Annotated in this window: 27 protein-coding genes; 25 read left to right on the top strand and 2 right to left on the bottom strand. The window is 53.2% G+C overall.

From position 1 onward, the window contains the following. Positions 1-215 precede the first annotated feature (215 nt). Positions 216-566 carry a hypothetical protein gene (locus K9N21_12180; protein MCF8144665.1) on the bottom strand — a complete coding sequence of 117 codons (351 nt, stop codon included), beginning with the start codon at positions 564-566 and terminating at the stop codon, positions 216-218. A gap of 254 nt (positions 567-820) precedes the next feature. Next, positions 821-2,302: a B12-binding domain-containing radical SAM protein gene (locus K9N21_12175; protein ID MCF8144664.1), complete on the bottom strand. Its 1,482-nt coding sequence runs from the start codon at positions 2,300-2,302 to the stop codon at positions 821-823. A gap of 786 nt (positions 2,303-3,088) precedes the next feature. Here K9N21_12175 and K9N21_12170 point away from each other — a divergent pair. From K9N21_12170 to K9N21_12050, 25 genes are all read left to right on the top strand, one after another. Continuing rightward, a complete protein-coding gene (locus tag K9N21_12170; GenBank protein ID MCF8144663.1) occupies positions 3,089-4,024 on the top strand; it encodes a helix-turn-helix transcriptional regulator in 936 nt (311 codons plus the stop codon). Positions 4,025-4,074: 50 nt separating this feature from the next. Continuing rightward, positions 4,075-4,731 (top strand): lysophospholipid acyltransferase family protein, encoded by a 657-nt coding sequence (locus K9N21_12165; protein ID MCF8144662.1) that lies wholly within the window; start codon positions 4,075-4,077, stop codon positions 4,729-4,731. A gap of 153 nt (positions 4,732-4,884) precedes the next feature. Beyond that, positions 4,885-5,982 (top strand): hypothetical protein, encoded by a 1,098-nt coding sequence (locus tag K9N21_12160; GenBank protein MCF8144661.1) that lies wholly within the window; start codon positions 4,885-4,887, stop codon positions 5,980-5,982. After that, positions 5,982-8,579, top strand: a complete 2,598-nt coding sequence (locus K9N21_12155) for a response regulator (protein MCF8144660.1) — start codon at positions 5,982-5,984, stop codon at positions 8,577-8,579. The genes K9N21_12160 and K9N21_12155 overlap by 1 nt, the downstream gene beginning before the upstream one ends. Positions 8,580-8,592: 13 nt before the next feature. Then, positions 8,593-9,927, top strand: coding sequence for a sigma 54-interacting transcriptional regulator (locus K9N21_12150; protein ID MCF8144659.1), 1,335 nt, complete (start codon positions 8,593-8,595; stop codon positions 9,925-9,927). A gap of 514 nt (positions 9,928-10,441) precedes the next feature. Beyond that, complete coding sequence (locus K9N21_12145; protein MCF8144658.1) at positions 10,442-10,645, top strand: hypothetical protein; 204 nt, start codon at positions 10,442-10,444, stop codon at positions 10,643-10,645. Positions 10,646-10,709: 64 nt separating this feature from the next. Continuing rightward, complete coding sequence (locus tag K9N21_12140; GenBank protein MCF8144657.1) at positions 10,710-11,066, top strand: hypothetical protein; 357 nt, start codon at positions 10,710-10,712, stop codon at positions 11,064-11,066. 37 nt (positions 11,067-11,103) lie between these two features. Beyond that, positions 11,104-11,277 (top strand): transcriptional regulator, encoded by a 174-nt coding sequence (locus K9N21_12135; GenBank protein MCF8144656.1) that lies wholly within the window; start codon positions 11,104-11,106, stop codon positions 11,275-11,277. Between the two features lie 10 nt (positions 11,278-11,287). Next, the gene (locus K9N21_12130; protein MCF8144655.1) at positions 11,288-11,497 is read left to right on the top strand and encodes a rubredoxin; all 210 of its coding nucleotides are present in this window, start codon (positions 11,288-11,290) and stop codon (positions 11,495-11,497) included. A gap of 184 nt (positions 11,498-11,681) precedes the next feature. After that, the gene (locus tag K9N21_12125; protein MCF8144654.1) at positions 11,682-12,254 is read left to right on the top strand and encodes a rubrerythrin family protein; all 573 of its coding nucleotides are present in this window, start codon (positions 11,682-11,684) and stop codon (positions 12,252-12,254) included. Between the two features lie 258 nt (positions 12,255-12,512). Continuing rightward, positions 12,513-12,887 (top strand): desulfoferrodoxin, encoded by a 375-nt coding sequence (locus K9N21_12120; GenBank protein ID MCF8144653.1) that lies wholly within the window; start codon positions 12,513-12,515, stop codon positions 12,885-12,887. Between the two features lie 99 nt (positions 12,888-12,986). Beyond that, the gene (locus K9N21_12115; protein MCF8144652.1) at positions 12,987-13,457 is read left to right on the top strand and encodes a hypothetical protein; all 471 of its coding nucleotides are present in this window, start codon (positions 12,987-12,989) and stop codon (positions 13,455-13,457) included. 124 nt (positions 13,458-13,581) lie between these two features. Next, positions 13,582-13,734, top strand: a complete 153-nt coding sequence (locus K9N21_12110; GenBank protein ID MCF8144651.1) for a hypothetical protein — start codon at positions 13,582-13,584, stop codon at positions 13,732-13,734. Positions 13,735-13,764: 30 nt separating this feature from the next. Continuing rightward, complete coding sequence (locus K9N21_12105; protein ID MCF8144650.1) at positions 13,765-13,947, top strand: hypothetical protein; 183 nt, start codon at positions 13,765-13,767, stop codon at positions 13,945-13,947. A gap of 13 nt (positions 13,948-13,960) precedes the next feature. Beyond that, the gene (locus K9N21_12100; GenBank protein MCF8144649.1) at positions 13,961-14,401 is read left to right on the top strand and encodes a flavodoxin domain-containing protein; all 441 of its coding nucleotides are present in this window, start codon (positions 13,961-13,963) and stop codon (positions 14,399-14,401) included. Between the two features lie 117 nt (positions 14,402-14,518). Then, on the top strand, positions 14,519-14,680 hold the full coding sequence (locus K9N21_12095) for a rubredoxin (GenBank protein MCF8144648.1): 162 nt from the start codon (positions 14,519-14,521) through the stop codon (positions 14,678-14,680). Between the two features lie 20 nt (positions 14,681-14,700). Beyond that, complete coding sequence (gene trxC, locus K9N21_12090) at positions 14,701-15,150, top strand: thioredoxin TrxC (protein ID MCF8144647.1); 450 nt, start codon at positions 14,701-14,703, stop codon at positions 15,148-15,150. Positions 15,151-15,573: 423 nt separating this feature from the next. Beyond that, positions 15,574-15,825: a glutaredoxin family protein gene (locus K9N21_12085; protein ID MCF8144646.1), complete on the top strand. Its 252-nt coding sequence runs from the start codon at positions 15,574-15,576 to the stop codon at positions 15,823-15,825. After that, on the top strand, positions 15,822-16,148 hold the full coding sequence (locus K9N21_12080) for a ferredoxin:thioredoxin reductase (GenBank protein MCF8144645.1): 327 nt from the start codon (positions 15,822-15,824) through the stop codon (positions 16,146-16,148). Before K9N21_12085 ends, K9N21_12080 begins: the two co-directional genes overlap by 4 nt. 85 nt (positions 16,149-16,233) lie before the next feature. Then, positions 16,234-17,202, top strand: coding sequence for an NAD(P)H-dependent oxidoreductase (locus K9N21_12075; GenBank protein MCF8144644.1), 969 nt, complete (start codon positions 16,234-16,236; stop codon positions 17,200-17,202). Between the two features lie 329 nt (positions 17,203-17,531). After that, positions 17,532-17,690: a rubredoxin gene (locus tag K9N21_12070; protein ID MCF8144643.1), complete on the top strand. Its 159-nt coding sequence runs from the start codon at positions 17,532-17,534 to the stop codon at positions 17,688-17,690. Positions 17,691-17,693: 3 nt separating this feature from the next. Then, positions 17,694-18,878: a flavodoxin domain-containing protein gene (locus tag K9N21_12065; protein MCF8144642.1), complete on the top strand. Its 1,185-nt coding sequence runs from the start codon at positions 17,694-17,696 to the stop codon at positions 18,876-18,878. A gap of 198 nt (positions 18,879-19,076) precedes the next feature. Next, entirely contained in the window at positions 19,077-19,277 is a 201-nt protein-coding gene (locus tag K9N21_12060; protein MCF8144641.1) for a ferredoxin, read from the top strand. A gap of 12 nt (positions 19,278-19,289) precedes the next feature. Next, complete coding sequence (locus tag K9N21_12055; GenBank protein ID MCF8144640.1) at positions 19,290-19,487, top strand: hypothetical protein; 198 nt, start codon at positions 19,290-19,292, stop codon at positions 19,485-19,487. Between the two features lie 68 nt (positions 19,488-19,555). Then, positions 19,556-20,083 (top strand): methyltransferase domain-containing protein, encoded by a 528-nt coding sequence (locus K9N21_12050; GenBank protein MCF8144639.1) that lies wholly within the window; start codon positions 19,556-19,558, stop codon positions 20,081-20,083. Positions 20,084-20,246 lie beyond the last annotated feature (163 nt).

Below are 20,246 nucleotides of genomic sequence, written 5' to 3'. Positions count from 1 at the left end.
CCCGAGACTCCACTTGAATTGTGTATAGTGTTTAAGGTATCGAGTGATGCTTGATTCCGGATCCTTAATGCTGGTTAAAATAACATGATTCTTTACACATATCCAGTATCCAGAAACCCATATCCAGCATCACGGCTCGGGGTGAAACGGGTAAAGCGACCTTCCCTTTTTGTTGAAAAAGGTAACTCATATATGAGTTACCTTTAACAGCCAACTCATTTTTTGAGAAGAAGTTCAAGCCCATCGGCGCATGCTCGGCATACAGCATAGTCAGCCTCTTCCTGTCCGGGCATTTTACCCCAGCCACCCTTTTTAATGAATTCAGCTCTCTTCCATGAATCCAATGCCTCTAATTCTTTAAGTTTCTCCTCATGATTCGGTTGCTTTATAAACTGGGCGACGCAGATCGCGGCCTGACTCGCCAAGACCGCTTCTTCGCTCATCGTTTCGGTTGTGCTGGAGGTTGTCCATCCCCCCCACGCAAAGCCGATGATCATTGCAATCACTGCCCCACAAACAAGACCCCAACCGCCATACTTCAGTTTTCCTGCAGTTTCTGGTTTCATTGACAATACCTCCTTGAATTACATTGTGACGTTTTTGCCTGCGATGACCTCGCGACGTATGCGCTGGATGAGATCATCGGCCCTGGCCGGGAACTGGCCGTTTTCTTTTGATATGGAAGTCGTGTGCATCATGAGAATGGCACCCTTCACTTTATGCGGCTCAGTTTCTGCGCTTGCATCTGTATACTTATCAGCTACAAGGCCGGTTCGAGGGATATTGTCACATCGTAGGGCTGTTACGCCCCTTTTTCGATTCACTGAGTAATCTTCAGGCTGCAGATTTTGCGGAAATGATAGCCATAGATCGCCAGCGTAATGGTCATCGGAAGCATCTTGGGTCGCCGAAAAAGGGTCCAGAACAGAATCTTCCAATATTGGAATCGCTCTTTGCCGAAAATGCCCAGGCGGATGCTTGCACGGGGGACTGCCATCAGACGCTGAAAACTTAGTGGGGTTCTGACCTTTGGTCTCTTATATTCCCGGAGAAAGGTTACCACCCTTTTATAGTAATGCTCAGGCGAGTAAATATGTCGCAGCATACTGTTGTACCCTTCACGCAGCGCGTCCATTCCCATTTTAGGAAGGATATTGGTGGTGCCGTCCACATTATCTCCGGAGATGAGGCCGGTCAGACGGCCCTCTTTTCGCATACGTTCGAAGAGCCCCGTGCCGGGAGGGGCGTTGAGTATCCCCACCATTGCGGTCACGATCCCGCTTTTCTGGATAAAGTCAATCTGCCGCTGAAAGATGGAGGGCGTATCACTGTCGAAGCCGACAATGAAGCCTCCCTGGACCTGCAGCCCGGCCCGCTGGATGAGCTTTACACTCTCAATCAGGTCCCGGTTCCGGTTTTGTCGTTTATTGCATTCGGTCAGACCTTCTTCGCTGGGCGTTTCAATACCGATGAAGACCGCATCGAACCCTGCCTTGACCATCATCTCCATCAGCGGCTCGTCATCGGCCAGATTGACCGAGGCCTCTGTGTTAAAAGGGATTTGCTTTTTCCCTTTCTGCCATCGGGTCAACGCGGGCAGAAGATGGGATTTGAGATAGGCCTTGTTCCCGATAAAGTTATCATCCACAAAAAATACCGGCCCGCGCCACTTCTTACGGTAAAGGCTATCCAATTCGGCGATCATCTGCTCTGCGGTTTTGAAGCGGACCCGATGCCCGAACAGCGCCGTCACATTGCAAAACTCACAATTGAACGGACAGCCCCGGGAGAACTGAATGTTCATAGAGGCATAGTTCTTCAAATCGATCAACTCCCACATGGGTGCAGGGGTCCTTCGAATGTCGCAGAATTCGGTCGTCTCATACACATGTTCGGCGCATCCCTTAGCCAGATCCGCGAGAAACAAAGGGAGGGTCAATTCGGCTTCATTCAGCACAAAATGGTCCACATCTTCAAACTGATCGTACTCGCTGGTAAAGAGCGGGCCACCGGCAACGATCTTGAGCCCCGCGGCCTTGCAGCGCCCAATAATTTGCCGTGCCGAATCCCGTTGAACAGCCATGCCGCCGATAAACGCCATATCGGCCCAGGAAAGGTCTTCATCCTTAAGGTCGTCCACGTTTACATCCACAAGACGCTTTTGAAAATCATCCGGCAGCATGGCCGCAATTGTGAGCAGGCCAAGGGGCGGGTTTGCCGCCTTTCTGTGGACGAATTTCAGCGCATACTTAAAGGACCAGAACGTATCCGGAAACCTCGGGTAGATGAGAAGAACATTCATAATGGTCTCTCCTTCTCAATGAATGGGTTCTTAAACGGATTTGAGATGCCAGAACGCGTCACCAAATTTTCCTCTATCCTTCCCCGCGTGACAATGGGGCGAGCGCTGTATTTCGATGAGTAAAAGACCTCATTGACGTGACATGATAGAAAACTTCTACTTAGTGTCTGAACGAAAACCCGAAAATCCAAAAAGGGCGGACTCGGAAACTTGGTTTTATTAATTTCAACGTTATTAATTTCAACGTTATTCCATCAATTCTGAATTCGCAATTCCTCAATTCGCAATTGTGCCTGAATCACGCCAAGGGGTGATTTTCGTTTAGACACTACTTAGCACCTTATTCCCAGGTTTTCACCTTTCCTGGGTGATCCAGGTTCCTTTCCCAACCTTCCATTATTCCAGTATTCCAACATTCCAGATGTCTGGCGACATCGAACCCCCTTGATAATAAAAAGTCACTCGAGAGCCACTTTGGTTGCGGTTACCCGCTTTAGTATACAGCAGAGTGAAAAGAAGTTTTGTAAAACAAATGTAAAACCGGATTCTCCGGGCATCATCACCTTCAGGTGAATTTCCGAGAAGGGCGGGCGCGAACGCGAAGGACTGATTTTGGTTTGCCTGGCCGTATTGACAGGAACCTTTTGTTTTTTTAAACAGCTTGACTTTCGCACGGGAGGTCCTGCCGCCTCTGGCCTAATGTATTCCCCCTTGGGCCTTCACATCCATATTGACTTATTGCTTCATAAATGGTCTATTGAATTAAAAAAAGGAGGCAGGCGACACATGGAAGAAAAGACCCTGTTCAATACCCGGGAGATCGCACGATTCCTCGACATCAACGAAAAAATGGTCTACAGCCTGATCGCGGAGAAGGGGCTTCCTGCCACCAAGGCCACCGGCAAATGGCTCTTTCCGCGCCATCTGGTGGAGCAGTGGCTGGAGAATCAGACCATCAACTACCCCAAGACGGCAGATACCCTCCCCCCCTATCACGGCCTCCTTATTATCAGTGGCAGCAATGATATCCTGTTGGACAAGGCCCTTTCCCTGTTCAACCGGCTCTATCCCGATCATGTGGCCGTATTCGGCAATCTGGGGAGCATGGGCGGTATCCGGGCACTCAGGCGCAACCTCTGTCATATCGCCGCGAGCCACCTTCTTCAGGAAAATGAGCAGGAGTATAATTTCGGTTTTGCCAGGGAGGAACTGGGTCAGGTCCCCGGAATCATCAATTTCTGCAAGCGGGAGCAGGGGCTCCTTGTGGCCAAGGGGAATCCCAAGAAGATCAAGGAGATCCCTGACCTGGGCCGGCCGGGGATCCGGATCGTCAACCGGCCGGCGGGCACCGGAACCCGCCTTCTCTTGGATACGGGACTCAGAAAGGCGGGCCTCGACGGCTCGCACATCGAGGGGTATGACCGGGAGGTCAGCCGCCATTTTGACGTGGGTCTGGAGATGTTATCGGGCCGCGCCGACGCCGGACCCGGGATCCGTGCCGTGGCCGGGCTCCTGAACCTCGATTTCATTCCCCTTCGATGGGAGCGATTCGATTTTCTGATCCAGAAGGACCGATTTTTTGAACGAGGGATACAGCTTTTCCTCGGTTTTTTAAGCGAGCCTGCCTTCCGGGAACTGACAAACGGTCTCCCGGGATATGACTTGAGTTTGTCCGGGAAAATGGTTTTTCCCCGTGACGCCACCCAGGAAAAGGGCGCGTAACAGAGGGCCTGCGCTCCGGTGTAGATTATATTACAGAATTGAAGAGATGTATGGGCAGATCCTCTTATGAGCGATGGGTGGACCGACGCTGGCCCGTATGGGCCGCAGCCGCCCTGAAGACGTGGATGCGACTGGTTCGGACAACCCTGGTGGGGGTGGAACAGACCCGGGGCATTCCATGCGGCATTGCCATATGGCATGGGGATGAGCTGGCGCTGATCCCTCGCTTCGGACATCTGGGGCCGACCCTCCTGGTCAGCCGGTCCAGAGACGGAGAAAGGATGGCCATGGCAACTCGGGCACTGGGGTACCGCGTGACCCGGGGCTCTTCCACCCGGGGCGCGGTTGGGGGGCTGATTGCGCTGATCAGGGCAGTCAAGGAAGGGCATGGGGTTGTCCTGGCCGTGGACGGCCCTCAAGGCCCACGGGGGGTCTGCAAGCCCGGCATCGTCCGCATCGTTCAGAAAACCGGGGCCCCCCTGTTCCCGGTGGGCGTGGCCGTATCACACCGATATGTGTTTAAAAAAACGTGGAATCAGGTCTATCTCCCCCTCCCCTTTTCCCGACAGGTCGTGTTTGTGGACAGGCCGATCTCGTTTCCGGAAACCGATGACCCGGGGCCGATGGAACGTCATTGCCGACAGGTGGAGGCGGCCCTCGAAAAGGCCCATAGGAAGGCCAGAATGATGCTTGAACAAAGGACGTAAGTCCCTGCGATGTCCTGACCTCCGACTGACCTCCTATCCTTGATGATGCATCACCATCCTCTTGTATCCCCCCACTCAGGGGCATTTTCGCTTGAAACATGATCAAAGAAGGTGTAAGCGATGAGGCAAAAGGAATAAGAGGAGGAAACCCGTATGGGCAGTTATATGCGATTCGTAATCACTTCATGCCTTGTGGTTTGTTTTTTATTGCTCGCCAATTTCAGTGTATCGGGGGCGCCGCCTGATCCGCCGTTCCGTGTCTTCATCCTGCACAGCTATGAATTCGACCATGTGTGCGGCCAACCCCAGCACCAAGGGGTGGTTTCGGCACTGGACAAGGCCGGCCTGAAGGATCAGAAAAATCTTACGATTGAAACCTATTGCATGGACACCAAGCGGCAAAACAATACAGAGGAACTTATCCATAGACAGGCCCAGATCGCCATGGAACGGATCCGGTCATTCCGTCCCCATGTGGTGGTGGTCTTCGACGATAATGCGTTTCGGACCGTGGCCCTGAGTCTGGCGGATACATCCACCCCCATTGTATTTTCCGGGATGAACGGCCAGCCCGAGGCCTATCACAGGCAAAAGGCATTCATGGAATCCAGAGAAAGACCGGGGCACAACATTACGGGGGTTTATGAAAAGCTCCATTTTGCAAGTGCCGTCCGGGTACATGTTAGGCTCTTTCCAGAGACTAAGAAGGTCGTGATCCTATCGGATCTGTCTCCCACGGGGAGGGCAATCCTTGAGCAGGTCCGGATCGAAATGGCACAGGAACCTCTCCCCTGCGCCCACACCATACAGGTCGTTCAAACTTGGGAGGAGTATAAGCTGGCGGTCCTGGCTGCAAACCAGGATCCTGAGGTCGGCGCGATCTATCCCGGGGCCCTTTTACTGAAAGACCGGGAGGGAAATACCTACACGGCCCCCGAGATATTCGCCTGGACCCAACAGAATTCAACTCAACCCGAGATCGCCATCAACTACGCCTTCACAAAGATGGGCCTCTTCGGCGGCGTGGCCGTGGACTTTCATGCCATGGGGGAGCAGGCCGGCCGAATGGCAATTCGCATCCTTCGGGGCGAAGACCCCGGCCGCATTCCCATAGAAGAGGCCGAGAGATATGCCCTTGTCTTCAACCTGGACCGGGCCCGGCAACTGGGCATCCGGATCCCTCCGGATGTCCTCCTGGCCGCTGACGAGGTAATCATAGACAAGACAAGACAGGGATTAGAGCGTCGATAATGGCAGAAAAGAGGTTCTCCAGATTCATCGTATATGTCCTGATCCTTTTTCAGGGGGTGTCGCTCGCATTGATCGTGGGAATGCTTTACGGTATCCTGAGCAGGAGTATCACCTCGGACTTTTATAATCAAATCAGGGCCCAAGGGGTGGAAGTGAGCAACGCCCTTCACGATCGCATCACCCACCTGAATACCCGGCTTCAGGAGCTGAGCCTGAACAACACCGTTAGAGTAGGCCTCATGCTGGGGGTTGAAAACCCGATCCTCGAAATCATGAGAAAACAGTACGCCTATTCAGACGGTGCGTTCTATTGTTTACAGGCTGCAGCGTCTCCAATACTCTTGCCGAAGTTGCCCGATGGGTTGGCGCCGCTGAAATCACACATGGAAAGGCTTTCGGAGGAGAAGGCCACCCGGCTGATTCGTTTTGAGGAACCAGGCAGTTTCAGATTCCTTGCACTCCTCTCCTCCCCCATCATGAGAAAAGAGGAGCGGTTGGGCACGGCCTTTGTCTGCTACAGGCTTTCCGAGGACAACCGGTTCTGGAAGCAGGTACCGGGAGCGGGCCGGCCAAGACTCTTCACCCAATCCCAACAGGAGTTGATTGATCTTCGCACCGGCAGGGCTGTTCCGGTTTCAGGAAATATCCAGGCAGGCGGAAATGGGAAAACCAACGAGGTCCGGACCGATGTGCTCCCTGATCATGCACTTGTCGCACTGGCGGATTTCCCGGGGGTTTTTTATTCCAATTCCTCTTTCCCGCTTGAGCAGCAGAAACGGCATCTGATCCTTATACTGTCGGCGCTCTGTGCAGTTATCTTCCTTTCCACCCTCCTGGTGGCGGTATTGATCGCGAGAAAGGTCATCCATCCCCTCAGGAGCATGGCCGACCAGGCCCAGGAGATCGCCAGCAAACCAACCGGCCGGTTCCTTAATCCCAAAGGGATCCGGCACAGCGAATTCAGGACATTGACGCGGGCCTTCAATCAGGTCCTCGCCGGCCTGTTTAACGCACAGAAAGAACTGAAAAAAAGTGCTGAAAAGGAACTGGCGGCCAGTGAGGAGAGATACCGGCGAACCCTGGAGGCGGCGCCGGATGCCATCACCTTGACCACATTGAAAGAGGGCCGGTACTTGCAGGTGAACGAGGCCTTCAGCAAAATGACCGGGTTCTTGGTCGAGGAGGCCGTAGGCAGGACGGTTATCGAACTGGATATGTTTGTCAATCCCGCGGACAGGGATACCTTGTTGAAAGAGTTGAAAGTAAAGGGAGAGGTGAACGGTCTTGAGATCCGGTACAGAAGGAAAGACCGTACCTTGTTCGACACGCTTCTGTCCGCCAGGCGAATTCGATTTGGCGACGAGGACTGTCTTCTTGCCGTGACCAGCGACATCACAGCCCTGAAAGAGGCCCAGAGGGAAAAGGCCCGGCTTGAGAAAAAGTTGCAGCAGTCGCAAAAAATGGAGGCCATCGGCGCCCTTGCCGGGGGCGTTGCCCATGATCTCAACAACATCCTTTCCGGGCTTGTCAGCTATCCCGAACTGCTGTTGATGGATCTGCCCCGGGACAGCCCCATGAAAAGACCCCTTTTGACCATTCAGAGGTCCGGAGAGAAGGCTGCTGCCATTGTCCAGGACCTCCTGACGCTGGCGAGGAGAGGGGTTGCGATTACTGAAGTGGTCAATCTGAATAATATTGTCTCCGAATATATGATGAGCCCGGAATATGAAAAGCTGAAATCGTATCACAGTACAGCGGAGGTGGCCGCCGATCTTGAACCCGGACTCTTGAATACCCATGGCTCTCCGATCCATCTCTCGAAAACAGTCATGAACCTGGTCTCAAACGCGCTGGAGGCCATGCCTGGGGGCGGAAAGGTGACGGTGACCACCAGAAATCTCTATATCGACAGGCCGATTAAGGGGTATGAGGATGTGAATGAAGGGGATTATATTCTTCTGACGATTACGGATACCGGCACGGGCATCTCATCGGAAGATCTGGAGAGGATCTTTGAACCGTTTTATACCAAAAAGCATATGGGGAGAAGCGGCACCGGCCTCGGGCTGTCCGTGGTCTGGGGCACGGTGAAAGATCACAACGGGTACATCGACGTCGAAAGCATTGAAGGAAGAGGCACCCAATTCAAGCTCTATTTTCCGGCAACCAGGGAGACATCGGCCGGTGAAAAGGAAATGGTCCCTTCTGCCATATATGCCGGCGGGGGAGAATCCATCCTGGTGGTGGACGATGTGGAGGAACAGCGAGAAATCGCCGGCATTATGCTGCGGAAGCTGGGCTATGACGTCGCTTCGGTCTCAAGTGGAGAAGAGGCAATCGCATATATGAAGGCCCGTTCCGCAGATCTCCTGCTTCTGGATATGATTATGGATCCGGGCATGGACGGTCTGGACGCCTACATGGAAATTCTCAAAATGCATCCCGGTCAGAAGGCCGTTATCGCCAGTGGATTCTCTGAGACGGGCCGTGTAAAGGCGGCTAAGGACCTGGGTGCCGGGGTTTATATCAAGAAACCCTATATCATGGAAAAACTTGGGCTGGCCGTGAAACAGGCCTTAGAGAAACAGGAGCCATGAAGGGGATTGATAAATGCCCGTATCAACATTCAAGTCCATAGCCGCTGAAAAGGAAAATCTGGAGCGGATCCTGGATAACCTTTCGGAGGGGATTATCGCCCATGATAAGGAACGGCGCATCCTCTTCTTTAACCGGGCTGCAGAAGAAATCACCGGCTATCAGCGACAGGATATTCTCGGGAGGGACTGTCACGAGGCCTTTGGGAAGCCGTTTTGCGGCGATCGATGCTCGTTCAAGAATGGCCCCCCCGATACCCTGGAACATGCCATGTATCCCTTGAATATCTTTACGCCGGAAGGAAAATCGCGTCACATCCAAATGCGGGTGACCGGAATGCTGGACCACGAAGGCGCCTTCGTGGGCGTTCTGGCCTCCTTCAGGGACCTGACCGAGCTGATCGGGCTGAAAATGCAGCTCGGGGAGTTGACCCATTTCGGGATAGTGGGACAGGACCCCAAAATGATGCAGATTTTCAGGGATATCCAGGACGTGGCCACCAACGACTATCCTGTGTGCATTACAGGGGATACCGGAACCGGAAAGGAACTGGTAGCCAACGCCATCCATGATCAGAGCCTTCGATCCGGCAATCCGTTTGTGCCGGTCAATTGTGGGGCCCTGCCGGAAGGACTGCTGGAAAGCGAACTTTTCGGGCATGTCAAAGGGGCCTTTACCGGAGCGGTACGGGACAAGAAAGGCCGCTTCGAAATGACCGACGGCGGCACACTCTTCCTGGATGAAGTGGCGGAATTGCCCAGGTCGGTCCAGGCCAAGCTGCTCCGGGTCCTTCAGGAAGGGACCTTCGAGCGGGTGGGAGGCGAAACACATATCTCTGTGGATGTGCGGATCATCACCGCCACCAATAAAAATCTGAAACGCGAGGTGGAGAGGGGGAACTTCAGGGATGATCTTTACTACCGCATCAATGTGGTACCGATCCATATCCCCCCCCTTCGTGAGCGCCCGAGCGACATTCCCCTTCTGGTGGCGCACTTCCTCCACAAGGCCGCGGAACAGGGACAGGAAAGCCCCGGGTTTTCCAAAGAGGCGCTGGCGGTCATGGAAGATTATGCCTGGCCCGGAAACGTTCGAGAGCTTCAGAGCGCGGTCCGTTTCGCCCTGGTAAAGGCAAGAGGCCGGATGATCCGGCTGGAGCATCTCCCGCTGGAACTCAAGGAATGGGAAAGAGGCAGGCGCAGTCCCCGGAGCCCCAAGAGAAAGCTGGACCCGGAAGGCGTCAGAACGGCCCTCTCCCAAACCGGGGGCAACAAGGCCAAGGCCGCCCGGCTCCTCGGCGTGGGCCGGGCCACCCTCTACCGGTTTTTGGCCGAACTGCCCGATTCATAATGCCGCGGCTTTTTCCGGCCCGGTTGGATCGGCTTATAAGAAAATGCTGTTTGCGTAAGATAGTGTCTCACGAAACACTTATGTATCATTAGAAGACGTGATACAGTTATGGCACGCCCCCTGGTTTAGAGCATCCCCTTGCAACGCCAATTGTTGCCCTTAATCCAACCTGCTTAATTTACAATTTTTATTCCTATTTCATCTTGAGAGCGTCCATTTTACGAACTGCCTTTCCGAGTCTATTTGTCGTGTCATTGAAACCTTGCGAAAATTGTTCGGGGTTCTAATAATACATTAGATGTCAATTGGTTATGACAGTGAGGACCAGTGAGACAATATTGTCTCACTGAAAACAGCCCCCTCAGCCTCAGGTGATAGGAACCAGCGAAGGCATGTATGGTTAACCATCCGATATTACCGATTTTTTTGGTATTTATGGATCCGGAATGCTGTCTTGGCACAGAATCTGCCTGTAAAAAGATATATTGATCAGAAGCTCCGGAGACATGATATGATGAAAGCATGTGATGAAAGCATTAAGAAAACCCTTGGCCTTGTAGATACAATGCTGGAACTGGCAGATGAAGGCGATGAGGTACGGGAAGACAACGGATGCGGCGTGTTGTTTGGCGTACTCAGAGATTCTGCATTCAAGTTAAAGAAATTGGCCGAGGCCGAGAGAGACGCCCATAAGAGGAAGGGGTGGTGGCAGGAATAAAGACGTGCTGACAGCCGCAAAATCGTCAGACACGGGACAAATCAAGAAAGGAGCCGGAAACATTATGATGGGATTAGCGGAATTAAGGAAAAATAGAGACCTCGTAGATGCCATCGACTGGGACATGAGCCCTGAGGAAGCGGTCCGGCTCTACCTTGAATGGGGGAACAACTGGAGCCGGGGATATCGAATGATCAGGTCCAAGGAAGATGCAACCTATTATTTTGTCCTCAATACCTGGGAAGAGGTTCCGGTGGTTTACTTCATCAGGAGAGCATCGGAAGGTGCAGTGGAGCTTGCGCGCGTCGAACTGCCGGAACGGCTGAATGCACAGATGCATCAGGGACGAGGCATTCAACGGGGGGTATATGCGGTTGAAGATGGGGTGAGAGACTGGCTCAAGGAAGAGCTGGATGCGTAATGTTCGCCCAGCGGTTTTGACAATCAGAGGAGGCAACATGGAAAAGGATATTTTAGCGACCATGAAAAAGGCAGGGAAGCCGGTTAAGCCGGGAGACATTGCCAAGAGTATGGGTGTTGACACCAAAGAGATTTCCAAAATGATCAATTCCCTCAAGAAAAGAGGAGAGATCATCTCTCCTAAAAGATGCTATTATTCTCTACCTGAATAAGGAGGCAACCATGACAACACCGGAAGAGATGTGGCAGTGTCAGTCAACCAATTGCGGATACATCTATAATCCGGACAAAGGCGATCGTAAGGGAAAGATCCCCAAAGGGATCTCTTTTGAAGATCTGCCCGATGATTGGAAGTGCCCGGTATGCGGGGCGTCAAAAAAGAATTTCAGGCCGTTGGGCGGACCGGGAAGCGTGGCCGCAGAAGGGCGTTGACCGGTTATCCGGTATAAGATGAGGGGTATCCCGAATTCAACACCCGCTATCCGGGGATAGATACCCGATACCGCCCCTCATCGAGATTTTACGAAAAGGATCTCCCACGATCATGGTCTGAAACAGGACCGATGGAATAGGGAATTAGAAACAACTTAGACACATCAAAGGAGGAAGTGAAGAAATGAGCTTGAAAGGGACCCAGACTGAAAAATGCCTGATGACCGCCTTTGCAGGGGAATCCCAGGCGAGAAATCGGTACACCTATTTTGCCAGCCAGGCCAAGAAAGAAGGGTTCGTGCAGATTTCCGCCATCTTCGAGGAGACCGCCAATCAGGAAAAAGAACATGCCAAGAGACTGTTCAAATGCCTGGAGGGAGGTGAAGCGGAGGTGACAGCAGCCTTTCCGGCCGGGGTCATCGGAAATACCCTGGAAAATCTCAAGGAAGCGGCGGCCGGCGAGAATTATGAGCACACCGAGATGTACCCCGGTTTTGCGGAAATCGCCCGGAAGGAAGGATTTGACGCGATTGCCTCTATGTTTGAGGCCATTGCCGTTGCCGAGAAGCAACACGAACGTCGGTACAATGCCCTTGCCGCCAACATCGAAACAGCCCGGGTATTTAAAAGAGACTCAGAAACCGTGTGGCGGTGCAGAAATTGCGGATATCTCCATACCGGCCAGGAGGCCCCCGAGTTATGCCCGGCGTGTGAACATCCTCAGGCCCATTTCGAATTATTGGGCGAAAATTATTAGAATCTTTTTTTTGTAATCCCGCCTTGCGGAAAAAGAGGCGAGCCTGTTTTGTTGAGGTCGACCGTTCGCTGAAACCTGAAATCCGAAGCCCGCTTGGGCGGGTCCACCCATTCGGTCGGGGCTATGCCGCTTTGGGATAAAACGCGGTAAGGATTTTTGACGCAGGAAAGATTTAACGACTTGCATTCAGAAGCGGCGTCAAATACATTAGTGTTGGAATCACCACTGTTTGGCCTATCAATTCAAGGAGGAAACAACATGGCACAAAGACTTGAGATTTACAAATGCGAGGTATGCGGCAATATCGTGGAGGTGGTCCACGGGGGGAAGGGTGAATTGGTATGCTGCGGCAAACCGATGGTGCTTCAGAAGGAAAATACCGTGGACGCCGCTAAGGAAAAACATGTTCCGGTGATGGAAATGGGCGCAGACGGCGTCAAAGTGAAGGTGGGGAAGGTGGCCCATCCCATGGAGGAGAAACACTTCATCGAATGGATAGAGATCATTGCCGACGGCAAGGCCTATCGGCAGTTCCTGAATCCCGGCGATGCTCCGGAAGCCCTCTTCCCTGCCAGCCCGTCGGCAGTCACGGCCAGGGCCTATTGCAACATCCACGGCCTCTGGAAAGGATAGTCAGCGCGTAATGGTCTGCCAAATCCCTGAACGGCTGTAACATTGTAAAGGGGAAATGTGCTTACCATCGGGCCGCGGAGGGGTGACGGAGGAATGGCTATGTTATCGCGTGAATCGGACAACTTGTTGGCCAATCTGGCAAAAATTGAAGGAGGGATCGCCAGGGTTTACGAATACCTCTCCAAGCAGGAGGCATTCACGCCCCCTGTGAGGCGGTTCTGGAACACGATCATGGAAGAGGAACGGGTCCACGAGAAGATCTTCAATGATATCCGTGAGAGGGCGAGGGTCGATGACTCATTTCATATCGAGATCGATACGGATCTGGAAACTCTGAAGGGGATTGTCCAAAAATTAAACATGCTCCTTGAAGACATAAAGAAGTCGAATGTCTCTGAGAGCCGGGCCTATTCGTTTGGCGCAACCATAGAGATCGAAATCGACGAGGCGAATTTTTTGAAGAAGATCAAGGCCAATGATCCGGAAATTACCAAAAGGCTCAACCGGATCGATTCGGAGACCCGGAAGCACCGGGCGATGATGGTCAATTATTCACGAGGCATACGTTAGCCTGTGCGGGTTTGGATGAAGGCGGGTCGACCCGTCTCGATCCTCTGGATTGGATTTCCAGAAGGCGATTCAGGAATCCGGCAGGCAGGCCTCCCTAACCAGATCGAAAAGGAGGTAGATCACCATGGCAGAGTGGAAGTGCAAGGAATGCGGTTATCTTGTCAAAGAGGATGTGCCGCCCGAGACATGTCCCATGTGCAAGAAGAAATGCGAGTTTGTGGATACAACCTGCTATATCCCCGACTGTGGAAAAACCGGTCAGGACCCAAGGCTCTAGTAAACCAAAATATGTTAAGGAGGTGGTATTATGTCCAAGAAAAAATATCGTGTAAGGGCTGAGTGCCCCCAGTGCGCCTGCGGGGATGTCAGCTTTCTGGGCCCGGAGAAACTGCGGGAGAAGTTTATCGGAGATGAAAAGGAAATAGAGATCCTTTGTCCCCTCTGCGGAACCAGGCATAAAGGAACCGTCGAAGAGGTTGAAGAGAACTAAAGGGAGATGCGAAATGTCCAAGGCATTAATTGTCTATGCTTCAAGGACGGGTGCCACAGAGAAGATCGGCGATCTGATCGCTGAAGGCATCCGCATCAGCGGAGGTGAGGCCACCCTGCTTAATGTCACCGGGGTGACCAAGGCTGAAGATCTGGCAGGATATGATGCATATGTGTTCGGGTCGCCGACGTATCACGGGGAGATGATGCAGGCGATGAAAACCATGCTCTTCCTGGCCGATAAGGCCGGCCTGGAAGGAAAGGTGGGGGCCGCTTTCGGTGCCTTCGGCTGGAGCGGCGAGGCCCCTGGACGCATCTTTGATACGATGAAGAATATCCTGAAGATGGAGATGGTATCGGGGCCGTTGAGGCTGAAATCCGCATCTCTGGGAGGCGGCATTCAGATGGCCCAGGATTACGGTCGAGATGTGTGCAAGAAGATGACCGTATCGTAGTCCGGTTCTTGGATGGGCAATAAACATGGCTGCCATGCTGCAGCATTGCCCCGAATGAGGAAAAGAGATTGATGTTACCCGGAATGCACCGGGTCCATAGACATGGGAGAAAAAACAATGGATAAATATGTCTGTTCGGTATGCGGGTATGTGTATGACCCGGAAGAAGGGGACCCGGATAACGGCATTGCCGCGGGGACGACATTCGATGACCTCCCGGATGACTGGGTCTGCCCGGTCTGCGGGGCTGACAAAGAGCTGTTTGAGAAAGAAGCATAAATATCGGTAAGGAAAAAGTCATGGATCAGGACAGCGTCATTGTAAGATGCGGTCACTGCGGCGCCAAGAACCGGGTCCCCAGGAGCCGGATGCAAGAGAGGCCGGTATGCGGCAGATGTAAATCGCCCCTGTCCTTGGGACAGGACCCTGACACGCCTGTTGACATCACGGACAACACGTTTGATTCGGAGGTCCTGTCCGGCGCCATTCCGGTCCTTGTGGATTGCTGGGCCCCATGGTGTGGACCCTGCCGCATGGTCGGTCCGGTGCTTGAACAACTGGCCCGCGAGTATCAGGGCCGGGTCAAAATCGTCAAGCTGAACGTGGATGAAAATCCGCAAATCGCGTCGCGTTATTCTATCCGGAGCATTCCGACCATGCTCCTGTTCAACAGAGGTGAACTGGTGAACACCATGGTCGGCGCGCTTCCAAAACAGGAGATCGAACAGCGCCTCCAATCGATCCTCTGAAAGGGACAGACAATTGAATATGGCCCCTCCGAATCCTCTCTGCAGGGCCCGATGCCCGGACTGCGTCCAATGCCAGATGTGCAGTAAGGTCAGATGCCGCATCTGCAGAAAAGGCGATCATGCGGCCGGATCCCCGCAACCGGGGGTCGGTTTGACACATGGGGCGTATCTTCAATGGAAGAGGGCGCGGGACGCTTCCCGTGCCGAGTCCGATACGGTTCCGGCCTGCGCGCAGGAAAAGCCGAACGAAAAATAGGGGGTCGTCTTCATATGAAGAATGCTAAGGTCTCTTATCTTTCGAAATACTGTTTTTGCCCCATTGTCGACCATTGGGAAATACGATAGTTTTTTCGGATTATCAGGGGGTCGCAATGGTTTTCCGCCGGCGGGACAACAAATAAAAACACGAACAGGGGGTTTTGAATGGATTATCCGGTAAAAATGTATTCACTGAGCACCTGCGGCCATTGCAAGGCAACCAAGAAGCTTTTGAATGAGTGCCAAGTGGAATATGAATTTACGGATGTGGATCTGCTCGAAGGAGAGGAACGGGCAGCCATACTGGAAGATGTCAAGAAATGGAATCCGAACTGCTCTTTTCCCACCATTATCATCGGAGGAAAGGTCATTGTCGGGTACAAGGAGGATGAAATCAGGGAGGCACTGGGGCTATGAACGAAGTGGAAGCGCTCTATCAGGCGTTAAAAAAGGCACAGGAGCCCAAGGGATACCTGTTCAACAAGGACAAGGAGAGGGTATATGAACTCCTTGACGGGCTTTTGGTCAATAAGCAGCGATACGGTTATATGTGCTGCCCATGCCGGCTGGCGTCAGGGGATCGGGAAAAAGACCGGGATATCCTCTGCCCATGCATTTACAGGGAAGACGATGTGAAGGAATACGGGAGCTGCTACTGTAATCTCTATGTTTCCAAGGAATGGAACGAAGAGACCTCTCCCCATGTCTATGTCCCCGAGAGACGGCCGTCTCCCTTCTGATTTGAAGCAGGGAGGGTTTGAGAGAAAACCTTCTCAGGCCTTGAACCGTCCAACCCTGGAAACTTTATGTGAAAGGGCTATATAGATGTTTGTGCTTGGATTACAGGGAAGCCCCAGAATCAAGGGAAACTCCGCGCTGTTGCTTTCGGCCTTTCTCGAAGAGGCGACAAAACTCGGGGCCCGTACGGAATTGGTGAACGTCGCAAAGAAGAAAATTACCCCATGTCAGGAATGCGGCAACTGTGAAAAAAAAGGGTTCTGTCCGATGGATGACGACATGCAGCAGATTTACCCCCTTTTGAGGCAGGCCGACATCGTGGTCATGGCAACGCCCATCTTTTTCTACGGACCCACGGCCCAGATGAAGGCATTGATCGACCGGTCCCAGACCCTCTGGTCAAGAAAATACGCCCTTGGGCTGGAGGACCCCGGCAGAAAATGGCGACAGGGATATCTGCTCGCCGTCGGCGCCACAAGGGGAAAGAATCTCTTCGAAGGCACCATTTTGACGGCCAAATACTTCTTTGACGCGGTCGGTGCGACCTTTGAGGGAAGCCTCGGATATCGACAGATCGAACATCTGGGAGACATCCAGACCCATCCTACGGCCCTGGATGATGCGGCGGAAAAGGCCAGGGAGCTGATATCGCCCCGGCTGAACAGAAAGAAAATCCTTTTCGTGTGCACGGAAAACGCCTGCCGGAGCCAGATGGCCGGCGCCTTTGCCCAGTACCATGCCGGGGACCGGGTAGAGAGCTTCAGCGCAGGATCAGCGCCGGCAGGGGAAGTCAACCCGCTCATGGTGACGGTCATGGCGGAAAAAGGCCTGGACATGGCCTTCCGCAGGCCCGCATCCCTATCCGATATCCCATTTAACGGAAAGCCTGATCTGGTGATTTCCATGGGGTGTGAGGATGCCTGCCCTCTGTTTCCCGGCATTCCGGTGGAAGAATGGGGGTTGGAAGATCCGGCCGGCCAACCGATTTCCTTTATGCGGCAGACGAGGGATGCCATTGAACAACGGGTATTGAATCTCCTGAAAACCATATCATAAAGCGTATGACACCTCAGCCATTTGAAAATTGGCCGAACACTCAGCGAAAGCTTTTATCAGAAAGAAAAGACTAACGCGGATACCCGCAACCAAAGTGGTTCTCGATTGACTTCCTATTATCAAGGGGGTTCGATGTTGCCAGACATCTGGAATGTTGGAATACTGGAATAATGGAAGGTTGGGAAAGGACCCATTATTCCATCATTCCATACTTCCATTATTCCAAATTAAAGACATCACCCTCTCACAATCATCTTCTTGTTTTTTGTGACAGAAGATCTGGCGATAAGGCACTAAACCATTAATCATTTAAGGGGAGGATAAGAGTTATGGATAAATGGGTATGTTCCGTATGCGGCTATGTTTATGACCCTCAAGACGGCGATCCGGATAACGGAATCGAACCGGGGACGGCATTTGAGTCCCTTCCGGATGACTGGACCTGTCCGGTCTGCGGAGCCACAAAGGATATGTTCGGAAAGGAGTAAGCGATGAAACCGGTCGAGATCGCTGAAGGGATTTACTGGGTGGGCGCCATCGACTGGAATATTCGGGACTTTCATGGATATTCCACCTATCAGGGAAGCACCTATAACGCCTACCTGATCATGGATGACAAAATCACCCTGATCGATACGGTCAAGAAGCCGTTCGCTGATGAACTGCTGGCCAATATCGGCCAAATCGTTGATCCCAAAAAGATCGACTATGTGATCAGCAACCATACAGAGATGGATCATTCCGGCGGGCTCCCCAGGGTCATGCACAAAGTTGGGGAGGATAAGCCCCTCTACTGCTCCAAGATGGGGCACAAGAATCTCTCCAGGCATTTTCCACAGTCATGGAATTATCAGCCGGTGGAAGACGGCGGGGAACTCAACCTGGGCAAGCGGACCCTTACGTTCATGGAGACCCGGATGCTCCACTGGCCCGACAGCATGTTTACCTATGTAAATGGGGATAATATCCTCTTCTCCAGCGACGGGTTCGGCCAGCACTATGCAGGGCTGGAGAGGTTTGACGACCAGGTCGGCGATGCCATCATGCCCCATGCAAAAAAGTACTTCGCCAATATTCTTCTCCTCTACTCACCGCTGATTCTCAAGCTGGTCAATAAGGTGACCGAGATGGGACTCGCCATTGATATGATCTGTCCCGATCACGGGATTATCTGGCGCACGGATCCCTCGAAGATCATCAAGGCCTATGTGGAATGGAGCGAGCAGAAACCCAAGAGAAAGGCGGTGGTTGTCTACGATACCATGTGGCACAGCACCGAGGCCATGGCCGACGCCATCATCAACGGGTTAGGGGAAGCGGGGGTGGATGCCCGACCCTTTCATCTGAGGGCCGATCATCGTAGCGACGTCATCACCGAGGTCCTGGACGCGGGCGCGGTAGTAGTGGGATCTCCCACCCTCAATAACGGACTCTTTCCCACGGTCAGCGATTTTTTGACCTATCTGAAGGGTCTCAAACCGAAGAACAAGGTGGGGGCCGCCTTTGGTTCCTACGGCTGGAGCGGTGAGGCCGTCAAGCTGGTCACCCGAGAACTGGAAGAGATGGGTGTTGACATGGTTACGCCGGGTATCAGAATCCAATATGTTCCGGATGAGAAAGACCTGGAAGCATGTCGTGAATTAGCGAAGAAGATCGCGGCGGCGTTGCCTGAGTGAGGCGTCAGGTGCAAGGCATAAGGCCTGAGGCTGGGGGGAAAATCTAATAGACCCGCATCCCCAGCATCAGGGGCCCGGAATCGCATTGCCTCTCGTGCCCACGAAGCTGTTTTTGGGAACCCGGGCAACGCCGGTTGGCCTCTTTCTTTGTCCACTCGTTTAATTCGTTCCATTCGGGATCAAATAGGGAATACAGACATGAGAAGGGTTCCGGTCATAGACATCCGCGAGTGCTCTGATTGCGGAACGTGCCTGGAACTCTGCCCTTCGGTGTTCTGGAAAAATGAAGTGTCCGGCATCATTGAAATTCGAGAACTTCCCCGATACCCTGAAGACGAGATTCGGGAGGCCATGAGTTGCTGTCCCAAAGATTGTATTACATGGGAACAGGGGGACTGAGGGCGAAGGGTATTGCGTCGACTGCGTTCACGAAACCAGGTGTCTTTTTCCGACAAGATGGTGGCGGTCCTCAGGAGGGAATTCGGGGGTCATTCGGTCCGGCAGGCGCCATCGGAAGCCCTTCTGTTTTACGAATCAGGGACCCTGGGCGGCGATGCTTTGGAACAGCTGAACCGGACCCGGGTGGAAGGAGCGGGGACAATGAGCTGATCGCTGATGGACTCAACAGCTTAACAGCTCAACAGCTTTTTTGTCCGGCGGTGGAGGCACTGCCCCATATGACCGACCATGAAGAAAAAACCATGGGCCCTGCCCGATTTCTGGTGGAACATCTGGATCTCTTGCCAAGGGGCCGGGTCCTGGACATCGCCATGGGATACGGTCGCAATGCGGTTTTTCTGGCGCGGGCCGGGTTTGAGGTGGAAGGGGTCGATATTTCGCCGGAGGCCGCGGCCGGGGCCTTGAAGGCCGCCAAAGAGGCCGGGGTTAACCTGGCGGTTTGTGTGGCCGATCTGGAGGACGGCTATGTTATTGAGCCGGAAGCCTATGACCTCATTATCTGCTTTAACTACCTCCACCGACCCCTGATTCCCGAGATAAAAAAAGGTCTCCACCCACGGGGGATGGTGATGTACGAAACCTTTATTGTGGATCAGGCGCGGTTCGGAAGGCCCCGGAACAGGGACCACCTGCTGGAGCACAATGAGCTGCTGGATATGTTTCGTGATTTCCGCTGTCTCCGGTACCATGAGGGTCTCATGGAAACCCGGAGGGCCGTCGCCGGCATCATCGCAGAAAAGCCCTAAGGCGGCCTGACGGCCGCAACCAAAAGGTTTCACCCAAGTCCCAGAGGACGCCCGTGGGGGTCTCTGCCCAAGAGCTGCAATAAAATGCGGTCGTATCGGTCGGCGGCCGCCCCCGGGCTCCGAATAATGTTTACGGAAAGGCAGCAAGGACATACCGTCCCAT

It is taken from the genome of Deltaproteobacteria bacterium, assembly GCA_021737785.1.
In the GTDB taxonomy this organism is placed as follows: domain Bacteria; phylum Desulfobacterota; class DSM-4660; order Desulfatiglandales; family Desulfatiglandaceae; genus AUK324.
This window is presented reverse-complemented; position numbering and strand designations above follow the sequence as displayed.